At 60.6% G+C, this 20,965-nt stretch carries 14 protein-coding genes and 1 pseudogene; 6 read left to right on the top strand and 9 right to left on the bottom strand.

The window, feature by feature from the left end; translation table 11 throughout:
• Together NF876_RS43890 and NF876_RS37895 are read right to left on the bottom strand one after the other, a co-directional pair.
• Positions 1 to 116: pseudogene (locus NF876_RS43890) on the bottom strand (IS481 family transposase); the annotation flags it as partial.
• Positions 117 to 224: 108 nt separating this feature from the next.
• The gene (locus tag NF876_RS37895) at positions 225 to 1,946 is read right to left on the bottom strand and encodes a tetratricopeptide repeat protein (RefSeq protein ID WP_262273070.1); all 1,722 of its coding nucleotides are present in this window, start codon (positions 1,944 to 1,946) and stop codon (positions 225 to 227) included.
• 269 nt (positions 1,947 to 2,215) lie between these two features.
• Here NF876_RS37895 and NF876_RS37890 point away from each other — a divergent pair, with 269 nt between their 5' ends.
• The 5 genes from NF876_RS37890 to NF876_RS37870 all read left to right on the top strand — a co-directional run bounded on the left by NF876_RS37890 (position 2,216) and on the right by NF876_RS37870 (position 7,083).
• Positions 2,216 to 2,998, top strand: a complete 783-nt coding sequence (locus NF876_RS37890) for a trypsin-like serine peptidase (RefSeq protein WP_262273069.1) — start codon at positions 2,216 to 2,218, stop codon at positions 2,996 to 2,998.
• Positions 2,999 to 3,040: 42 nt separating this feature from the next.
• Complete coding sequence (locus tag NF876_RS37885) at positions 3,041 to 3,517, top strand: hypothetical protein (RefSeq protein WP_262273068.1); 477 nt, start codon at positions 3,041 to 3,043, stop codon at positions 3,515 to 3,517.
• Positions 3,518 to 3,532: 15 nt separating this feature from the next.
• Positions 3,533 to 4,762 (top strand): YcaO-like family protein, encoded by a 1,230-nt coding sequence (locus NF876_RS37880; RefSeq protein WP_262273067.1) that lies wholly within the window; start codon positions 3,533 to 3,535, stop codon positions 4,760 to 4,762.
• A complete protein-coding gene (locus NF876_RS37875) occupies positions 4,759 to 5,904 on the top strand; it encodes a TfuA-like protein (RefSeq protein ID WP_262273066.1) in 1,146 nt (381 codons plus the stop codon). Before NF876_RS37880 ends, NF876_RS37875 begins: the two co-directional genes overlap by 4 nt.
• 363 nt (positions 5,905 to 6,267) lie before the next feature.
• Entirely contained in the window at positions 6,268 to 7,083 is an 816-nt protein-coding gene (locus tag NF876_RS37870; protein WP_262273065.1) for a hypothetical protein, read from the top strand.
• 470 nt (positions 7,084 to 7,553) lie between these two features.
• Here NF876_RS37870 and NF876_RS43275 read toward each other — a convergent pair whose 3' ends face one another.
• Positions 7,554 to 9,629, bottom strand: coding sequence for a cadherin domain-containing protein (locus NF876_RS43275; protein ID WP_315975115.1), 2,076 nt, complete (start codon positions 9,627 to 9,629; stop codon positions 7,554 to 7,556).
• A 234-nt stretch (positions 9,630 to 9,863) separates the two neighbouring features.
• Positions 9,864 to 16,013 carry a cadherin-like domain-containing protein gene (locus NF876_RS37840; RefSeq protein WP_315975114.1) on the bottom strand — a complete coding sequence of 2,050 codons (6,150 nt, stop codon included), beginning with the start codon at positions 16,011 to 16,013 and terminating at the stop codon, positions 9,864 to 9,866.
• 623 nt (positions 16,014 to 16,636) lie between these two features.
• Between NF876_RS37840 and NF876_RS37835 the strand changes: the two genes are divergently transcribed.
• Positions 16,637 to 17,068, top strand: a complete 432-nt coding sequence (locus NF876_RS37835; protein ID WP_262273064.1) for a hypothetical protein — start codon at positions 16,637 to 16,639, stop codon at positions 17,066 to 17,068.
• A 238-nt stretch (positions 17,069 to 17,306) separates the two neighbouring features.
• Here the strand turns inward: NF876_RS37835 and NF876_RS37830 are convergent, their stop codons facing one another.
• The 5 genes from NF876_RS37830 to NF876_RS37810 all read right to left on the bottom strand — a co-directional run bounded on the left by NF876_RS37830 (position 17,307) and on the right by NF876_RS37810 (position 20,800).
• Positions 17,307 to 17,657, bottom strand: coding sequence for a hypothetical protein (locus NF876_RS37830; RefSeq protein ID WP_262273063.1), 351 nt, complete (start codon positions 17,655 to 17,657; stop codon positions 17,307 to 17,309).
• A gap of 153 nt (positions 17,658 to 17,810) precedes the next feature.
• Entirely contained in the window at positions 17,811 to 18,005 is a 195-nt protein-coding gene (locus NF876_RS37825; protein WP_262273062.1) for a hypothetical protein, read from the bottom strand.
• 433 nt (positions 18,006 to 18,438) lie between these two features.
• Complete coding sequence (locus NF876_RS37820; RefSeq protein WP_262273061.1) at positions 18,439 to 18,951, bottom strand: hypothetical protein; 513 nt, start codon at positions 18,949 to 18,951, stop codon at positions 18,439 to 18,441.
• 65 nt (positions 18,952 to 19,016) lie between these two features.
• Positions 19,017 to 19,469 carry a hypothetical protein gene (locus NF876_RS37815; RefSeq protein ID WP_262273060.1) on the bottom strand — a complete coding sequence of 151 codons (453 nt, stop codon included), beginning with the start codon at positions 19,467 to 19,469 and terminating at the stop codon, positions 19,017 to 19,019.
• 632 nt (positions 19,470 to 20,101) lie between these two features.
• Positions 20,102 to 20,800: a hypothetical protein gene (locus tag NF876_RS37810; protein ID WP_262273059.1), complete on the bottom strand. Its 699-nt coding sequence runs from the start codon at positions 20,798 to 20,800 to the stop codon at positions 20,102 to 20,104.
• Positions 20,801 to 20,965 lie beyond the last annotated feature (165 nt).

Genomic DNA, 20,965 nt, shown 5'->3' with positions numbered 1-20,965 from the left:
ATGGTCTCGGTGCTCACGCTGAAGCGCTGGGCCAGCACGCCGGTGGGCTCTCGCGAGCGGGCGATCTCCTGACGGACCGCCGGGGTGGTGCGGGCTTGCGGGTGAAGGGAGTGCATCACGTCCTCCTGCGGCGAGAAGCCCGGCGTCGTAGACCGTCGAAGCGCCAAGTATACTCCTCAATCGCACAACGCACCTGATCCAAACAACGTTCCGCCACCAAACAACTAGGCCGGCAGGCCCGCCAACGCCATGCCTTCCACAAAGTGCTCGAGGTCTGCAGGGTTTCTGAACGGCTGCGTGGTCGCCCAATCCTCAATCGAAAAAGTGGGGTGTTTCTGCCGAACGAGAAGCGCCCATCGAAGTGCCTCGTCCTTGGCTCCAAGACGAGCGTAGCTGGCGGCCAAAAGCCGAGAGGCCTCCGTTGCATCCTTCATGCGCTTCAGCGTGGCGATGGCCTGTTCATACTTCTGAAGTTGATGGTATGCCCCACCCTGAACCCAGAGATACCAGTCCGGATGGGACGGGTTGAGGCGGATCGCCTTATCGACGAGCCCGATGCAGCGCGCCGGCTCACCGTCATAAATCAGTGCGTCTCCGTACTCTGCGATGATATCAGCATCATTCGGGTTCAGATCCAGAGCCTCCTCATAAGCCGAGAGGCTTTCGTCAAGCTCACGCCGGTAAAGGTGCGCGAACCCGAGTTCTGCGTGCCCCCGTGCATCGAGGCGATCCATCTCAACAGCGATCTTTGCCAACTCGAGGGCCATGCCGATCGAGCGGGAAGAATCTTTGGACCAGCGGTAGCGCCACTCGAGATTATAGGTCTTGGACAACGCCGCGTAGGCGCGGGCAAAGCCTGGATCCATGCGGATCGCAAGCCGGAAGCAGTCTCGCGCCCGTTTGTTGGTGGGCCGCTGGTGCTGCAGATAGAGTTCCAGACCCCGGAGGAGCAACTCATAGCTTTCGAGGGATCCCGGGTGGGAACGGCGGATGCGCTGCTTTTCAACCTGCTCAACTCTCGTCGCAAGGTGCGATGCGAGGTGGCCAGAAATGTCATCCATCACGATAAAAAGATCGGACGTGGGACGATCGAACTTTTCGGACCAAACTTGTGTCCCGCGCGTCGCATCCATCAGCCCCGCCGAGATTCGCATCCGATCGTCAAAAACCTGAATGCGGCCATGGACCACGTAGTTGGCTTTAAGCTTGAAGGCAAGCTCTTGCGCCGGTTGATGCTGCTTCGCGGCTTCGAAGGAAGAGTGCGGAGCAATCACCGTGAGTGTCCGAAACCGCGCCAGGTTTCCGGTGAGATCTTCAGTGAAACCCGCTCCAAAGTATTTCCAGCGTTCCACATCCGACTGAACATCGAACGGCAGGACGGCGATCGAGCCTTGGGTTTCGATAGCGGCCGACCCCGTGGTTCGTTCATGTCCTTGTGAATGTCTGCGTTGGGCCTTGCGTTCAATGCTGAACAATCGCACCTTTTCGCTGATGCCTCTGAGCTCGAACTCGCCAAGCGACGACGTTTCGAACTCAGGGGCATGCTGAAGTTCCTGAGCAGCGGCTGCCGTGGCATACAGGCTACCAGGTTTGGCGGCGGTCTGAACCCGCGCGGCAAGATTCAGGGCAATGCCGTAGTAGGAGCTGTTGATTTTGGTCACTTCACCGACATGCAGGCCAGCGCGAACGCGAACGGGGGGATGAATGTTCGCGACGTCCCGCAAGACGTCGCATGCCGCATGCACCGCGCTGCGAACATCGTTGAAGAAGTAGCCGACGCCGTCCCCCGCGGATGAGAATTCTTGCCCAGACCGCCGGCGCAGGTCGATCTGGATCCGCCGCATGACGTTCGCAAGCGAGCCCTCTTTCCCGGTCGCATCCGACGCCAGCAGCATCGTCGAGTCGGTAACGTCAATGAAGAGGATGACTCGGATGCGCCGGCTCATCGTGTCGCGACCCTCACCCAGTCCGGGCATGAATGGTAACTGCTCGACTGTGACAATACTACTTCTTCTTGACGAAACAACGGCGGATTCAACCCTCGTCCAGCATGGATGCCGCGAGCGGGCGCCCCCTGTTCTTGACCGGGTCAGGCGCGTTTGTCTTTAGACTGGCAAAGATCTTTGCCGCTCTATGCTACTACAGAGTTAATTGAGGAATCTACATTTCCATGTAACGCTCAGTGCATCGATGGTCGCGCGGGAGAACTGGCACTATGACCATGGTCATGCGGACTTGTGCGTGCGTTGCGTTCTTGTTGCTGCATCCACTCCTGGGAGCGCCAGCCTTCTCGCAAGGCCAGCCGGAGCCCACTCCGCTGCCGCTTCTGAACGCTGGCGAGCCGATTGAAGACTTACCGTCGACAATGTTTCCGCCGACCTCCGCGTTTGTCGGAAAGCTCGAAGTAACGATTAACAATATCCCCCGCCGCTGCACGGCGACATTCATCGATTCCAACGTGCTGTTGACCGCCGCTCACTGCGTTCAAGAAAATGGCACCACAACCCGTTACCCGATCGTCAAATTCACCCAAGAGGGCGGCGGTGTTTTCAATGTCAACAGCAAGTGTGTCTACGTCCCGTCGGAGTGGGCCCAGGTCACTGACAAGTATTTCCGCATCCGCCACGACTATGCGTTCCTGAAGACCGCGACAGCGGTCACCGGCAATCCAAAGGACATCTTCATCGGAAACGCCTATCGCACGTGGGTGACACTCCTGGGCTATCCAGCGGGGGGTGTTCTCACGGCACTTTCGGCAGAAACGCAAGAAGACGTCCTCCACCCCGATCCACTTGTCTCGGTGAGAACGCCGCAGTTGGCTTTCGCTGAAGGAACGAGTGGTGGACCGTGGGTCCGGGACTCTGGCGGCCAAATTCTCTCAGTCAATTCGACCTTTGCGATCGGCGTTTATGACAAAACCTACATGAGGATCTACGGTCCGACGTTCGATCAAAGCGCGGTGGTGCTGCGCAACAACGCGAAGAACTGCACACTTTAGAAACGTCATGCCGAGGGGCACGCAACAAGGGAGGGTGCCGTCGTGGAGAACCAGGAGCCGAAACCTGAACAAGGGGATGCCCTGCCCCAGCGCCCTCAAGCGACACGCCGCGATTTGTTGGCTCTCGCCGGCACATTTGTCGCCACGGTCGGCTCAGCCGCTGTCCCTGCCCATGCAGCGCCTGGTAAAACCGAAGGTTACTTTTTGGTCTACGATCCAAGAGGAGGCGGGTCTGATCCGGACACGGGGACAAGGATCTTCTTCATCTCCTCTGAATGGCTGCAGTACTTCGAGGTCACTGATGTTTATCGCCAGATGAATATGGATCCCGCCGCAGTGGCCAACAAAATCCGGCAGAGCGCTTCTCCCAAGGTCAGAACCATGAAAGCGCTTTACGGCGATGTTGCCGATATCGAAGGACCAGTCGGAGGAACCACTCTGATCACGCCTCGCCCGCCAACTGGTTCGGAAACCTACTTGGCGATGATGATTTCTCTCAATGCCGTGCCGCAGACATGATATCCCAAGAGCTCTATGCCCTTCACGTCGAATTTTGATGTTTTCCGAAAGGATTGGACGGGCGGTGCGCGGGCCCGGTCGCCAAAGGTATCGCACGCTCGCACGAAGACGAGCGAGGACACGTACGCCGCTGTTCGACCGTTGATGCAAGCCGCCGGCATGACCCGGGTCGCCGATGTAACAGGTCTGGACCGGCTCGGTATTCCTGTCGTTATGGTCGCCCGTCCGAACTCCCGTGGGCTTTCCGTTGCCCAGGGGAAAGGGGCCGACCTCCTATCAGCAAAGGTTTCCGGCGTGATGGAGGCACTGGAGTCCTTCCACGCCGAGCGGCTCGACATACCCGTTCGCCTGCTCTCCTGGAATGAACTCGCCGGCACTGGCCGAGCCGTTGACCCGTCGAGGCTGCCACAGCGAAACACAAGCCGCTTCAACCCGGATACGCGCATCGCCTGGGGCGGAGCCTGTGATCTCGTCAGCGATGCCGACCGGTTGATCCCGCTGGATCTCATTCATACCGACTTTGCATCCCCGCCGATGCCTGGCGGGAGTTGCTTTCCCGTTAGCTCGAATGGGCTGGCATCGGGTAACACCTATGCGGAAGCCGTGTGCCAAGGGCTCTGCGAGCTCATCGAGAGGGATGCTTTCGCGCTCTTCAGGGCTGCGCACGCGCCCTGCCCCAGCCGAGTGGATCTCACCACGTCAGAGAACCCTGATATCCAGGACGTCCTCGCTCGCATCGAGCACGCTGGGGCTCATCTGTCGGTTTACGACCTAACCTCTGATATTGGCGTCCCGGTGTTTTTCGCAACGATCACAGGAGGAAGCGATTCCCCTGTGACCGCCATGGCGGCCGGCGGGCTTGGGTGCCATCCCGATCGGACGTGGGGCTGCTTGCGCGCTGTTTATGAAGCCGCACAGTCGCGGCTGACGCGCTTGGCCGGGGCCCGCGATGACCTCACGCCTGCGAATTTCCGCCATCCGCTGCGGCGCGAAGAGGCCACCCGCGCGACGGGTGTCGCCCTGGTGCCGCTCGAGGCGGGTGCGGGGTTCTCATCTGAGACCGTTGAGGATGATCTCTGCTGGCTCATCGAGAGGCTCGAGCATCGTGGCCTTCACGAGGTTCTCGTCACAGACCTCGGGCGACCGGACTTCTGCCTTCCCGTCGTTCGTGTCGTCGTGCCGGGGCTGGAGCCCCCTCCGTCGGCCGACATCGCGCACGGAGAACGGGCCCGGCGCGTCTCATGAGCTTCGATTGCGCTGTCATCTTTGCCGGACCCAGCCTGAGTGGCGCGAGCCGTGAGTTCGGGCCGCCCATTGAAATGCGCCCGCCCGCGAGGCGCGGCGACATCTATCGCGTGGCTCTTGAAGAGCCCCGTGCAATCCTGCTGATCGACGGCGTATTCGAGGACACCCCGGCCGTCTTCCACAAGGAGATCCTTTGGGCGCTGACACAGGGGATTCATGTTTTCGGCGCTGCGAGCCTCGGGGCGCTTCGTGCCGCAGAACTCGATGCATTCGGGATGATCGGCCATGGCACGATTTATGAAGATTATCGGCACGGAAGACTTGAGCGGGATGATGCGGTGGCTGTGCTGCACGGCCCCGCTGAACTCGGGTGGCCCTCGCTCACGACCGCTCTGGTCGACATGCAGGCCACTGTGCGAGAGGCCGAGCGCCAGGGAGTGATCGGACCCAGCGACCGGTTGCGCCTCGAGGCTTTGGCAGACGGGCTCTACTGGCGCGAGCGCACGTTCGACCGCCTCATTGACGAGAGTACACGGCTGGGATTCGGCTCAGGCTGCGTCACGAGACTGCAGAGTTGGCTCCGCGACAATGCTGTTTCCCAAAAGAGAGCCGACGCGCTCGGGCTCATCGCGATGGTCGAGGCGACCTGGGATAGGCTGGACGAGCCCTTCACCCCATCGTTTCGGTTTGAGGCCACCCATGCCTGGATGGAACTCACCGCAGAGGTGGATTGGGAGCGCCAGGGGATCTCACAGGCCGCATATGCCATTCTCGAGCACAACCTTCGCTCCACGGGCGAATTCCAGGCCTTGGAGGCGCAGGCCTTGGCAATGTGCCTGGCCGAGCGCGCGTTTCAGGCGGCAGGCGCGCCGGTTCAGGCATCTCATCTCGATCAGGCGGCCCGAGAGTTCCGGGCGACGCGATCTCTGACAACCGGTCAGGATGTGGCTGATTGGCTCAAGGCAAATGCTCTTGGGCACTCCGATTACCTCGATTTGGTCAAGCACACTCGCTACATTCAGCACCTACGCGCGAGCTATCGCCTGAGCCTTGCCACCAACATCGTGCGGCTTCTGCGGAGCCAGGGAGCGCTCCCGCCGCTTGATCATGTACTAGGGGTGACCCGGGGCTCGGACCGATAAGGGATACTCCGTTATAGGCCGCGTTCGCCTTGGTCGGCACAGGAGCGAAACACACGGCGACTGATGCCCACTGGGCCTCCTGCCGCGGCCATCCAGGCGATGCCGTAAAAAGCCTCCGGCCGCGTTCCAGCGACCTCTCTGGGGCAACCGTTTCGGGCATTATGATCTGACGAGGTCAGTGCGGCGAAGAGGCAAGTGGTGCAGGTGCCGGCAGGAGTTCCGCTGGGACTTGCTGATGCGGCGACCCTGCCGTTTCGGCTGCTGGATTCGCAGCAGACAGTTCAGAAGAGGTATGAGCCCTCTACCCTGGAACAACAGCCAAGGTTGAGCTTTCATTTTGGGGCTGTCTCTGGAGAAAGATCCATGAAACCTCTGCTCGCGCTGTTTGTCGCCACCGCTGTGGCGCTCTCGACATCTGGCACGGCCCTGGCGAACGAAGCAGGCTGGGTTCACCGCTTTCGACAGAACGTCCGCCTTGGGTCGCAGGTGATCGCAGGCGCGAGCGCGGCCGGCGCCCAGCACCTCACGCAGCGTTTCGTCGCCGGTTCACAGGTGCTCTGGGTGGCAACAGCGACCGGCGCGGCGCACGTGCGCGACTATGGCGCCATCGGAGCCGAGGCGGTGTGGAGCGTCATGCCCTCCCGCGACCAAGTGCGGGATGCCGTCATCGCAGCCGGGGTCGTGGCGGTCACAACCGGCGGAGCCACCTACCTCTGCACCGTGGTCGGAGGCGCGACCCTCGGGCCGCTTGGAGCCGCGGCGGGTGGGCTCATCTGCGCCACGGTTGGGCAGGCCGGTGGGCGAGCGGCGGTGCAGTATACCTACGATCGGTTCGATGTCCCTCTGAACCCGACTGCCTTGACCGTCGGCTCATTCATCGGAGGAGCGGCGGGCATGATGGCCGGGTCCGTCGCCGCGGCAGATACGCTGCGGCAACTCACGATCAGCCGTTATGCCAGCTTCAGCGAGTACGCCAAGGACGCACGCCGTCTCAGCGAATTGACCGCGCGCCCGTATGCGCCCGAATTCTACCGCCAACGGGGTTTCCACCTCGATCACCTCGTGCCGCTGAAGTGCGGCTGGCAGTGGGGTTGGGCGGCCGCCGAGATGGCCGCTGTGCGCAACCTTCAGTTCCTGCCGGCGGGCGTCAATCTCACCCTCGGCGCGAAGGGTTGCTGAGCAGGCTGCGGGCGATGTCGGCACGGGCGTCGGTGCCGCGGGGCCGTCCCATGCGCGAGGATGGATGTTCATGGTGTGATGAACCTCGTTGTGGAGGACCTCAGCACACCAAACGGCCGACAAAGGGTGGTGCGCCTTGAAGACCTCGCCCGTCATCACAGACGGTTGTCAGGGAGGAAGAGAGGCTGCGCCTGCTGTCGCTCAGCTTGTCGGCTGTCCAGGAGTGCAACTCCTTCCTCAATCACACAGCAGAGAGCGCCTTGTTCGACCACTCTCAGGAAGAGCGCTCAATGACGGCTCTCCGCAAAAAGGGCTATCGGAGATCAGGAACTGGGTTCCGCAGCCAGAATCCCTGGAATCAGCGGGCCCAAGCTTGCCATGGCTGCCGGCCTCGCCACCCTCCAGACCCGGATACCGTCGCCGCACCATCGGCGGCCACGCGGGTTATCTTTGCGTACCCTTTGGCTCGTTCAGGTAATGTAAATATCCTTGTACGTCAGGCCCAGAAACTTGCCGACCGTGGCGAAGTGAACCCCCGCCTTCGATCCAATGCCGTCTGCATCGTAGTACAACTTGCCTGTGTCCTTCTCGTAGATGATGCGGTCGTCGCGGTCGTGCGCCTTACCGGTGAGGTTGGCGTAGAAGGCCCCGGACTTGAGGGTGCCGTTGGCTCCGATCTTCGTGTACACGGCATTGTCGAGGCGAATGGTATCGTCGATCACGCGGAAGTCCTTGATAGCATCCTTGTTCGTGCTGCTGGGCTTGGTGTTGAACACAAAGGCGTCCTTGCCCGAGCCGCCCGTCAGCACGTCATTGCCAGCGCCACCGTAGAGCACGTCATTACCAGTGCCGCCGTCCAGGATGTCGTTGCCTGCGTCGCCTGCCAGCTTGTCGTTGCCAGAGCCTCCGATCAGGCTGTCGTAGCCGAGCCCGCCCGACAGGGTGTCGTTGCCCACGCCGCCCATGAGTTGGTCGGCTGCCACAGAGCCGGCGCTTGTCTCGCTCGCCACATCGGCCAAGGAGATCGTGAAGCGTTTGTCGAAAGTGGCTCCACTGTGGTCCGTCACGCGTACCGTCAGTTGATGGCTGGCAGCCTGCTCGTAGTCGAGCAGCGTGCCATTGGCCACCACAAGCTGATAGCCGGAAAGCGAATTTCCCTGAAGGGCAAAGCGTCCCCCGACGTTGTCGAGCAGCACATAAGTGTGCGTCTCATTCACATCTGGGTCGCTTGCCGAAAGGCTCCCAACAACTGATCCGGACTGACTGTTCTCGGCGACAGTGCTGCTTGCGAGAGCGATACCTGTGGGGGATCGGTTGGGATCAATGATCCTGAAGAAATTGTCGACTGTGTATGAGTATGGGGAGTTCCCATCTGGCCCTCCGTCCTCTCTCCAGGAAACAACGATGCGGCCGTTTGCCAGCACCGTTGCGGATACAGCAGAATGGTACGCTTCTACGATAATGAACTCCCCGGTCGAGGCCGTCCCATCCGGATTGAAGATTTGTCCTTTGAGGGTTGACCCGGCCCCAACATAAACCCCGTCTGGGCCAGCTTCAGACCAGAACACCGCGGTCCTGCCATCACTCAAGGCAACCGTCTCGCCAATGCGCTCGAATCCTGGCGTAGGGCTGATTGGCGTTCCAGGACTAGCTGTGAAAGTGGTTGCTCCGGGGGCGGTCGGTGTCCGCACCGTGAAGCTCGGTTCGGATGGGTCGGGGGCAATTTCCGGGTTTGCCACAACAGAAAACCCACCATTCGGCAATGCGGCAACCGCAAAATCGAGGTAAACTCCGCCGTTTACGGGTGGGTCGTAGATTTGCTCGTACAGGACGAAGGCGTCACCGGTAGGTATCCCGCTTGACCCTAGCACCCGCCCCATGAGTGTGTCCTTGACCGTGAGTGGGTTTCCGTATGGGTCCATCTCATCGGACGGTGTTTTCACTGTCCAGACGGCCAGAAAACGATTGTCAGCCAGCACCTGGATGTCGGCCCTCATCAGATGGGCAGTGTCCGTGACGGTCTGGCTGAGAGACCGAAATGTGTTGTAGGGGCTCAGCACATCGACGAGCAGTTTGGTTCCACCTGCGCCGTCATCGATGATGCGACTGATGGCGAGCGTACCGTCTGCGGCCACAACGATATCAGGCGTGGTATCCGGAAACGGCTGAGATGGGAATGGCTCCGGGTTGTAAGTGAGGAGGGTCTTCAGAGTGCCATCTGGGCTGCGCTGCACCACGCTGTAGGTGATTGTCGAGGAGTCCGGGTAACTCCCAAAAATCTGACGTTGAACGTAGACAATCGAGCCGTCAGGTCGAGCGACTGCTTCCTCCATGCCGAGTTCTTGTGACACCCCTCCCAGATTGATTTGGGGCTGGATTGGTGTCCCGGCTGCATCAAAGCTCTTCAGGACCACACCATTCGAGTTCCAGAGGACAGAAAAGCCGCCAGTCGGAAGCGCCACCAGGTCCGGATAGAGATCGAGTCCGCCAGCATCATCGATCCGGGTCACACTCCCGAGCACGACCGAAGCAGGATAAGTTGTCACGTCAGCCCCCAATATTCTTTTGTAAGTTGACGAGCATCAAAAAGCAGTCAGCAGGACCATTCAAGCAGAATCTGGACAAGGAGGTCAGGCTGATGGAGACGGCAGGAGGCGATGCGTGTTGCCCGCCGTGTCAGCTATCCCTGCTGGGGCAACCCGGTGCCGGAACTCACGCCTGCTTCGCTTCCATTGGCCGACGCAATAAGAAAAGCCCCGGAGCAATCCAGGGCTTTCTGGTCAGATGATGTAGAAGTCCTTGTAGGTCAGGCCCAGGTTCTTGCTGATGGTCGCAAAGGCCACCCGCGCCGCCGATCCGGTGCCGTCCGGATCATAGTAGAGCACACCCGAGTCCTTGTCGTAGAGGATCCGGTCATCCCGATCATGCGCCTTGCCTGTCGTGTTGGTCCAGAACGCAGAGGACTTGAGGGCTCCGTTGGCTCCGACTTTAGTGAAGACGGCGTTGTCGAGACGAATGGTGTCATCGACAACCTTGAAGTCCTTGATCACGTCCTTGTTCGTGCTGGCATTGGGCTTGTGCTTGAACACGAAGGAGTCCTTGCCCGTCCCGCCATACAGCACGTCATTGCCGGCGCCGCCGCTCAAAATATCGCTGCCGCTGCCACCCGTCAGGGTGTCGTTGCCGAGCCCGCCAGACAGGTTGTCGCTGCCACCCCCGCCGACGATCTGGTCGGCCCCCGCAGAGCCGACGCTCGTCTCGCCTCCCACGTCACCCACCGTGATCGCGAACGTTCGGTCAACGAACGCGCCGCTCGGGTCAGCGACCCGCACCGTCACCTGATGACTGGCACCCTGCTCGTAGTCGAGCAGGGTGCCGTTCGCCACCACAAGCTGGTAGCCGGTAAGCGGGCTGCCCTGAAGGGCAAAGCGCCCCCCGGCGTTGTCGAGCAGGGCATAGGTTAGGGTGTCCCCATCGGGATCCGACGCTGAGAGGCTGCCGAGCACCGTTCCGTTCAGGCTGTTTTCGAGGACAGTGGCGTTCGACAGCGACAGGCCCAGCGGCGCATCGTTCGTCCCGATCACCGTCCACGACACCGAGGCCGGCGTGGCGACGGTGCCGTCGGAGACCGCATAGTTGACCGTCACGCTTGTGGTCGCGCCAGCCGCCAGGGCCTGATAGGCCCCATGCGTCGGGTCCAGCACGAAGGCCCTCGCCCCTGCATCGTAGCTCACGCCCGCTGGCAGGGTTGAGGGAAGGTTTACGATCGACAGCGTCGTGCCCGCGTCCACGTCCGAAGCCCTCGCCAGAGCATTGAGGAGTGAGGGACCTGCGCCTTCGGTAGCCGTACCGCTCACCGCACCGGCCACAACCGGAGCGTCGTTGATGGCCATGATGGCGACGTTGACCACCTGCTCGACGGTGCCGCCCCTGCCGTCCGAGATCGCAATGGTGAATGTGTCCGAGCCGGTGACATTGGCGTGCGGGACGTAGGTGAATGTGCCCCCGACTTGGTCGAAGATGACCGCCCCGCGAGCAGGGTCAGACCCCGCCTTCACCTGGTATGACAGCGCGCCGCCATCCACGTCCTGGGCCCCGATCGCCAGCGGGCCCGTGCCGACATCTTCAGTGATGGTGATGCTTCTGGACGAGGACACAGTCGGTTCGGCATTGAGGGCCGCGAGGCTGATGACTCCATTCCCGAACTGGAAGAACTCAATGCCCTGGAGGAGATCCTGCCCGTCTCCGCCGGCCCGCTTGTCTGCGATGGTGATTGTGCCGTCGGAGGCCTTGGAGACGAGGTAATCCGATCTGAGGCCACTGAACACGACCGTATCCGCAGCCCCATCCCCGCCGTTCAAGGTGTCGTTGCCTCCTCCACCACGCAGGACATCGTTGCCGGCTCCACCATCCAGGCTATCATTCCCGAACCCACCTTGGAGGTCGTCGCTGCCATCATCACCGAGAAGGTGGTTTGCACCGGCATCCCCAATCAGCGTGTCATCAAACCTCGTCCCGCGGGCATTCTCGATCGAGTTCAGCGTGTCCGTGTCGCCAAACCCGTCGGTGGCCGTGCCGGCGGCAAGGTTCACCAACACGCCCAGGGAGCCGCCCTTGTCGGCATCCCGGTGGTACTCGACCCGATCCGCTCCGGCTCCGCCATAGATGGCGTCGTTGCCGGCCAGGCCGCGGAAGCGGTTGTCGGCATCATCCCCGATCAGGGTGTCGGCGAACCTGGTGGCGTCGATCACCTCGATGCCGCTGAGGGTGTCCGTGTCACCGAACCCATCGACGGCGGTGCCGGCAGCCAGATTGACGGTGACGCCGTTGGTGCCGCCCAACGTGGCATCATGGTCGTAGCGCACCTTGTCATTCCCTGTGCCGCCGATGATCGTGTCCTTGCCGGCGAGGCCCATGAAGGCTTCGGAGTTGCCGTTGCCCTCAGCCCCGCCGAAGAACGTATCGGCCGAGGCGGTGCCGCGCACCTCCTCGATGTCGACCAGGGTATCCGTGTGGCCAAAGCTGTCGGTTGCCGTGCCGGTGGCGAGGTTGACGATCACACCCCGCGATCCCGCCTCCTGTGAGTAGTCGGCCGTGTCGGTATCATCGGGATCGGAGTTGCCCGCGCCCGTGCCGTCGAGCGTATCGCTGCCCGCCCCGCCGCTGAAGAAGTCTTCGCCGCCGCCGCCGACCAAGGTGTCGTTGCCAGCCATTCCAGTGAGCGCGTTGTTCAGGCCATCGCCGGTCAATGTGTCGTTCAGATCGGAGCCACGCACATTCTGGATGTTGATCAGCGTATCGCGCCCGCCCCAGTTGTCCGTGGCCGTGTGCAGCGCAAGATTGACGCTGACGCCGCGGGTTGGCGGCGAGCCCCACTCCGGGTCGGAATAGGAGGCCGTGTTGATCCCGCCACCGCCATCCAGGACGTCGTTGCCCGAGCCGCCAATCAGGTTGTCGTTTCCGGCTCCGCCGCGAACCGTGTCGTTGCCACCACGGGCAAACACGTATCCCTGTGTGTCGGAGAGGGTAATGTCATCATCGAAGAAGGTGCCGTGGGCCGCCTCGATCGCGAGCAACGTATCCACTTCGCTGCCATCCCGTGCGGTTGCCGTTCCGGCCTTGAGGTCGATGGTAAAGCCCGAGTTGCGGTCCTCGTAAAAAACAACGTCCCGACCGTCCCGGCCGTCGATGGTGTCGTTGCCGTCACCGCCGGTGAACCAGTTCTCGCCGGCGGTGCCCCTGAGAGCGTCGGCGAAGGACGAACCGGTCACGCCCTCGATGCTGATCAGCGTATCGGTGCCGCCCCAGCCGTCGCTCGCCGTTCCGGCCTGGAGATCGACAGTCACCCCTGACGCACTATCGTCGTAGGTGGCACTATCGACGTACGGTCCGTTGGCTCCGCCATCGAGAGTGTCGTTGCCGGCCCCGCCATGGAAGTTGTCGTCGCCGTCGCCACCGAGCAGGGAATCCGCCCCATTGCCGCCATCGAGAAAGTCGCTACCGGCTCCCCCGTTCAGGGTATCGCGGCCATCGCCACCCTGGAGATTGTCATTGCCGGCACCGCCACTAATGCTGTCATTGCCAGCTTCGCCCTGAAGGTCGTTTTCCTGAGCGTCACCGATCAAGGTATCGTTCAGGGTCGAACCCTGCACATCCTGGATGTTGATCAGCGTATCGCGCCCACCCCAGTTGTCCGTTGCGGTGTGGGCGGCGAGGTCGACCGTAACCCCCTGTGTTCCCTCGTCGTAGAAGTACGTCACACGATCCTGGCCGCCGCCACCGTCGATCGAGTCGTTGCCGGCCCCGCCGCTGACGAAATCACTTCCGCTGCCGCCCATGATCGTGTCGTTGCCGGCCTGGCCGAACCCGACGTATCCGCCCCCATCCGCCAGGATGATGTTGTCATCAAAGTCGGAGCCATGGATGGCCTCGATCCCGGACAGGGTATCCATCTCGCCGCCATTGTGGGCGGTTGCCGTTCCAGCCTTCAGGTCGATGGTGAAGCCTGTGCTTGCAGACCCGTAGAAGACGCGATCGTGCCCGTCGCGGCCATCGATCGTGTCGTTTCCGGCCTCACCTGCGAACCAGTTGTCGCCGTCGTCACCCTTGAGGATATCGGCATATTGTGAGCCGCCCACGCCTTCGATGCTGATCAGCGTATCGGTGCCACCCCAGCCATCGTTTGCCGTTCCGGCCTGCAGATCAACAATCACCCCTGACGCACTGTCATCGTAGAGGGCGTTGTCCACGTATGACTCGTTCGCTCCGCCGTCGAGGGTGTCGTTGCCGGCACCACCACGGAGATCATCATCCCCCTCGCCGCCAAGCAAGGTGTCGGATCCTGTTCCCCCATCAAGGATGTCATCGCCTGTTCCGCCATCGAGGCTGTCGCTGCCGGCGTTCCCTTGGAGGCTGTTGTCTTGGTCGTCACCGGTCAGGGCGTCGTCGAACCCTGTGCCCTGAATGTCGTGAATGTTGTACAGCGTGTCGTGCCCACCCCAATTGTCGGCGGCAGTGTGCATGGCGAGATTGACGACGACGCCTTGTGGTCCGCCATCATAAAAGTAGGACACCGTGTTCCGGCCGCCGCCGCCATCGAGGGTATCGTCCCCGGATCCACCTTCGATAAAATCACTGCCGCTGCCCCCCATGATCGTGTCATTGCCGGACCCGCCGGACCCGCCGTATCCGCCCCCATCCGCCAGGGTGATCCTGTCAGCAAATTCGGTCCCATAGGCGGCTTCGATCCCAGACAGACGATCAGTCTCACTGCCATCGAGCGCTGTCGCCGTTCCGTTTTTCAGGTCGATGTTGAAGCCTGTCGTGGCATACCCATAGAACACCCGGTCATACCCGTCTCGCCCGTCGATGGCGTCGTTGCCCGCCCCTCCCGTAAACCAGTTCTCGGCGGCATCTCCCTTGAGGATGTCTGCAGCGTGCGAGCCGATCACTCTCTCGACATTGGTGAGCGTATCGGTGGTGCCCCAGCCGTCGCTTGCCGTTCCGGCCTCGAGGTCGACATGTACCGCGTCTGGACTGTCATCATACGAGACCTCATCCCCGAAGCGTCCATGGGCGCCGCCATCGATGGTATCATTGCCTGCTCCGCCGAGGAGGCTGTCGTCGCCGTCGCCACCGAGCAGGCCGTCGGAGCCCATACCGCCATCTAGCAAGTCGCTGCCGGCTCCGCCGCTCAAGTTGTCGGTTCCCGCCCCGCCGTCGAGAAAATCGTCTCCCTCTGCGCCGGTGATCGTGTCATTGCCGTCCCGACCTTCCATGTAGTTGGAAGCGCCGTTGCCGGTCAGTGTGTCGCTAAAGTTGCTGCCGAGAAGGCCTTCAATGTCGAAATAGGTGTCGCCTGTGGCTTCTCCGGTGTTGGAAGCCGCGTTGGCCAGACTGGCAGCCACACCTGCGGCCGCACCACCGTAATCCGCGTTGTCGGACCCAGCACCACCGTCCAGAAGGTCGGCCCCTGCCCCGCCCTGGAGGTTGTCGTCACCACCCCCTCCGCTGATGGTATCGTTCCCGGCTTCGCCCTTCAGATCATTGAACTGGTCATTGCCGATGAGAACGTCGTTCAGGTTCGAGCCACGCACGCTCTGAATGTTGGAGAGCGCATCCAGCCCGCCCCACTGGTCGGTCGCGGTGTGCCCCGCAAGGTTGACGCTGACGCCCTGGGTTGGTGTGGGGGAGCCCCACTCTTCCTCGAAATAGGAAACCGTGTTGAACCCGCCGGCGCCATCAATGGTGTCGTTGCCTGTCCCGCCGTTGAGGTAATCGTGGCCCGCACCTCCATAGATCTCATCAGCACCAGCATGGCCAAACACATGCCCGTCCACATCCGAGAGGAGAATTTTATCACCCCCTTGCGAAGCGTTGACCGCTTCGATGCTGATCAGGGCATCCGTTTGAGTGCCATCCCGAGCGACGGCCGTTCCGGCCTTGAGGTCGATGATGAAACCGGCGGTTGACTCACCATAGAAAACGACATCCTGCCCGTCGCGGCCATCAATGGTGTCGTTGCCCCCGCCGCCCGTGAACCAGTCCCATCCGCTGCCACCCTTGAGGGTGTCTGCATAGTCTGACCCCGTCACGCCCTCGATGTTGGTCAACGTATCGGTGCCGCCCGCCCCGTCAGTGGCGAACCCAAGCTGAAGATCAACATACACTGCGGATGAACTGCCGTCGTAGGTGACCCAATCCCTGTTGGTTCCGGTCGATCCCCCATCGAGAGTATCGCTGCCGGTGCCGCCGCGCAGATTGTCGTCGCCGTCACCGCCAAGCAAGGAGTCGGTGCCAGCGCCACCATCGAGAAAGTCGTTGCCTGTTCCGCCGACCAGCGTGTCATTGCCATCGTGGCCGCTGATGACATCGTCGCCGCTTGATCCCAGCAACGAGTCATTGCCGATGGTTCCTGGAATATCAGTCATGGAGCCCCTAGCGCACTGTTATACCGGCTCTTACTGGGCCGGATTGGATTGATAGCGAGAGGATTGTGAGCCTAATCGATGAAGAAAGCCACAATCTTGCCGCCAAAAGTCCACAGTGTTTCAGCTCAGGGCTGGCACTTGCTCAGAATGAACGGGGCGCGGTTGCCGTTTCCAGAGCCACGCCTCCAAAGCGCCTCTCCTGCTCCGGCCCGAGAGTTTCATCACGCCACCATTGCGCATGAGGGCGGCCTAAAAGGGGGCGCTCGCCTGCCCGGGCCGCCCCCTTTTCGCCCACGCTCGGCTGGCGTCCGGCATGGCCGCATGTATGCGGCCATGCCGGATGCCGGGAACTGGCGGTGGCCCGCAGACCGAGAGCCGGCTCTGGTCCCATCGACCGGTCTCCTGTGCCGACTGCGACTGCCTGATCATCATGGGCCCGCCCCTCGAACTGACCTTGGGTGAGCCGAGCGGACGACACAGCTGGGGATGATCCCCGTCCGCTCGCGCCACCCCCACCGTTGATGGTCGGATGCTCGACGGCGCCAGTGGCCAGCGTCGACCCTCGCCGCAGGTCAAGGCCACAGGATCAATCACGCGCCAGTCTCGAGGATACAATCCATCGCATGGCCGAGGGCCTCTTGCTGACGATCCCGCAGCTCCAGGCGCTCCTGCGCCCGGCTTCTGACACGCACCCGAAAGCCGAATTCGGCCTCAAATCGCCTGCTGCTCACGAGGTAACGCCTGTCACCGCGCCGAACCAAACGGAGATAATCCGGCCGCAGAGACAGAACGTTGGCAAGAATGAAAGTGGCTTCATCAATCGTGATGTTGTGCTCTCCCTCCAACATCTGATCGTAGAACTGCGCGAGAAACCACACGTGGCGCTCACTCGCCCGCATGGTTTCTCCCGCGGGCGCAATCGCATCGATCAGGAGGCTAATGACCTCGCCCTTGTTGAGTGCGTTTTCGGAGTGCCTGCCCTCGCTTGCAAGTCCCTCAAGAATCCCGTTGCTGATGCTCACGGCACCGCGCGTAAGCACGACCTGAGGCTCTGACATCTGAAGTTGCTCTGCCAGAAAGGCCAGCAGAGGCTTGTGTTCTGTGATGAGACGCATTTCGTACCTCGTTATTGGTGACCGGGAAGAACAGACAGATCACGCTGCGCCCTTAATGGCGACGGCGGTCGCAGTGCACTATGTAAGGCGGCCCGACGGTCTCGGATTCCGCAGAGTTCTATTCAGCATTTCAGCCGAGTGATCCTTGCCAGCCGTACAAGGCCGCGGCGGATTGTGCTCAACGGGCCTGCCAGGATGCTTCGATATCGGGAAAGCACGTTTCGAAGAGATTGGCGAGGTCCGCAGCCTCCCCAATGCCCCGGTTCCGAACCCGTGACGCAACTTTCTCAAGAAACGATGCGATCTCCTCGTGGCTCAGTTCACAGCCTTCGTAGATATCGAGAGCCCTCCACAGAATGAGCGACGCTGCACGGGTGGGTTCCATCGGCTCCGGGTCCCGAATACGTGTTTGGAACCATGCGACGGTGGCGAGCCATACCGCCTCGTCGACATCCCACATAAACTGGCCCTCACGCTCTTCGGCGCTGTGCCGAACATCAGTGCGATGCTCCGCTTTGATGCGCTTCAAGCTCTTTCTACGGTATGCCACTGGGTTCACCTTTCTTGCTACATGAGCCTTTCCAAAGCCTGCGTCGGGATGAATACCGAACAGATCACGCGTCAGACTCCATACGTTCGGGAGCGTGATGAAGGGACGGCGAGCCTGCTGTGATTTCGTTGTTCAATTGAGAAGAAGGTCGAAGATCGCTTTGACCTCATCGTCGTCTGGATAGCCGCGTGATCGAACGTGCTCGGCGACGACGTTGAGGATGTCGGCCATGCTCCGGCGATTGAGCAGTTGTGCGTCCAGGATGTTCATGGCGCGCCACAACAGGACGCTCGCTCCTTCCGTCAGATCGATTGCGTCTTCGTCCACGCTCTGCTTTTCCCGAACTGTGACCGGCCCAGACGGGTCGAACATCAGCCACAGACTTGACGCTCGGAATAGAGCTTCATCGATCTCCCATTTCAGCTGCTCCTTGCGCTCTTCTTTTACGAGACCCTAGTCATGTTTGATTTCGTGCGATACGCTTGGCGGTTTCGAGACGAATTGTCATTGGTATCTCTGGCAAAGATTGCGGGAATGCTGCTTGAATTTCAGAATTAGACCAAGGTCCAGGCTCGTCTGATATGTGCAAGAGGAGCGTGTTTCGTGCTTCGAGCTATCAGCCGCAGGGTTGGCGTGGGTTATTCGCACAATCGCAGAACGGCTTACTCACTTCCGATTCGTCCTGTGACGGCGAATAACAGGGTAAGCAAACTCGATATGCCTGGAAAGCCGAGCCTTGCGTCATTTCAACACTGCGATTCTAAGACCTTTCCTCGGTGGGTATGAAGCTCAATCGCACAGCAAGGCCGTGCTCCCGCGCAAGCCGCCCGGTTCCCACGAGCCATTTACCATCCTGATCGCTGACCTGCTTGAAATACCGTTTGCTAGCCCGGCTCTTAAGCGGACTTAACCCTAAACGGAGACAGTGGATGGCAAGCCGATTGGCACTTCCGAGATCAACCTCGTCAGTATGACAGAGGTGCTCGTACACTTCAGCAGCAAATGTGATGATCAATTCGCTGCACTCGCACGGACTTGTGTCGCGAGCGAGTTCCCAAAACAACGCTGCCAACCCATTGGGCTGGGATGGTCCCTCAAAGCCGAGCCCGATGTCGATCAGGTTCTGCATATCCAGTCCAGACGGCATCTTGTGGATCAGTAGGTCCGCAAACTCGACAATAGGCTTAGGATAGCATCGCTTTCTGCCGCGCTGCATATACGCGACGAGCCATGTGAATAATTCACCTTCTGTTCGGATTTCTCTGGTAAACATCGACACCTCGGACCAGCCTGGCCGAAAGGGGCTAGCTAACTCTCACTGACCGGCCTGGAGCACAGTCACTGGCGTGACAGCGGCGCGGTACGACCAAAGGTGCATAAGTTCGCGGGCGAATTTTCGTGAACAGTCGTCGCCGAATGACTCAAACCTGTCGAGCATCGTGGACCACCTGTAGGAGGGCTTCCGAAGCGAAATCCCTGGGCTACTTGCCCGAGGTTAACGCAGTAGTTGCCACCCTTTCTGATGCCATCGAGGTGAAGCTCAAGCCATGCGACCAGTTCGTCTTTCTCATAGCCAAGCGCTAGGACACCAACGGCGAACTCCAAGGCAATGTAGCCGAGATCATCTGTGTCTAAGCCATCTTCACCAGCGTGTGCAGCGGCCGCAATCATGCTTCGCCAAAGCCAACGAACTGCTCGTCGTTGCCTTCGTTCTTCCCAGCGAGCCTGCTCAGCAACATTCATAGGAGTAGATTTCATTTTCTTAATCACGCGATGCCGTTTGTTACCCATTGAAGCAAACCTCATTGTTTAATACTTGTATTGTATGAAAAAATGTTCACCCGCAAAACAGGTTTATTTTGCGCAAACTTCCAGGTTGTTTACTGGTTTTGGATTGCTTTTGATCGTTCAGTGGCGCCTGATGCTGCCACTGAGTACATGCTTGGCTTCTGCAACCGAGGCAGCCTATAGCAGGGATGATGAGCTACTGGCGCCTACGAGCTCGCCGGGCAACCTTGCGCTGTTTGGGATCAGATTTCAGAGGCGGGTGTGTGGCAGGTCGGATCTTCGGAGGCTGTCGCCCCTGAACTAGGTCTACAATCAGTTGGAGGTCGGCATAGGAGACGCGGAAGACCTGGATCTTCTCCTCCGTCCGCCCCGGACCAAGAAACAAGCCGTTGCGGTCCAGGAAGTCCGGTGTTGCAACATATACCAAGCGTCCACACCGTGCTCGATCTTGGCGAGCATAGCCAACTCGCTCGAGTTCCAGGATTTTGGCAATGGTAAAAGGCTGCCCCTTGCGTCCGACGAGTTCTGGATACCTTTGGCAAAGTCGTGGAAGATCGCAGTCATTGTGGATGAGCAGCAGGCTGCTGCAGCGAATGTTGGGCATCTGATGTCCTCATGGGTTGGGGTGAGATCGGCTATCGAAGAGATCGCCTGAGGCGGCAGCGCGATTTTTGGTACGCACGCAGGGGGCGCAGGGCGGCGCACCGGATGCGGTTAAGCAGCGAAATCCCTGCTCCACCCGCGAAGGCCAAGCGGTCAAGATAGCGATCAACCAGAGCACTCCGGGCTGCTACCAGACCACCAAAGCGTAATCGCTGCTTGAGCTGACGCCATTTGCCAGTTGGACCAACCGTGATCTCACCGGTCTCTTGGTCAGTGAACTCGCCGCGCATAGGGTAGACGCGGTATTCCTTAGATGGTGATTTGAGCATGTAGAGGAGTTTGCCGGGCAGCCGGTTGACGGTCAGCGAGCGGCGGTCCGTTGGGCGAACCCCAGGCAGCAAGCTCTGTTCGCGGGCATCAACAGCGGCGAGGGCACGGTTCAAGCGGTGGGCGCTGACACCCCAGACGATAGCATGAACGTGAAAGCAGAGAGCACCGCGAACACCGGGAGCCAGGCCGATGTTGCCGTAGTAAGCGACTTCGACCATGCCGAGATAGTTGAAGCCGTGAAGGGCTTGCCGGGCATGGGATTGCACTTGCTGAACATCAAAGGCTGCACCGCCGTCCACCGCGCAGGAAAACCGCCGACAAGCAATAGTGACGAAGTGCAGAGGCCCAGTGTAGTCGCCAAAGAAAGCTTCAGCACCCTTCAGGCAAGCCCAGGCGAACATCTCCCGAGCACGGCGGTTGTTGGCGCGAAGATATTTAATCGTCCGTGAAGAATTGTCTGGTGGCGTGACTCACGCCCGTCGAGGCGATGGACCGGATCCAACCAGCACCAGGACAAAGGCACACAAAAGTGCTGCCAGCCACCGCAGCAGGAGTGAGAAGTTGTA

The sequence above is a fragment of the Microvirga yunnanensis genome, assembly GCF_025460875.1.
The sequence above is the reverse complement of the archived record's forward strand: the minus strand, read 5'-3'. Positions and strand labels throughout refer to the sequence as shown.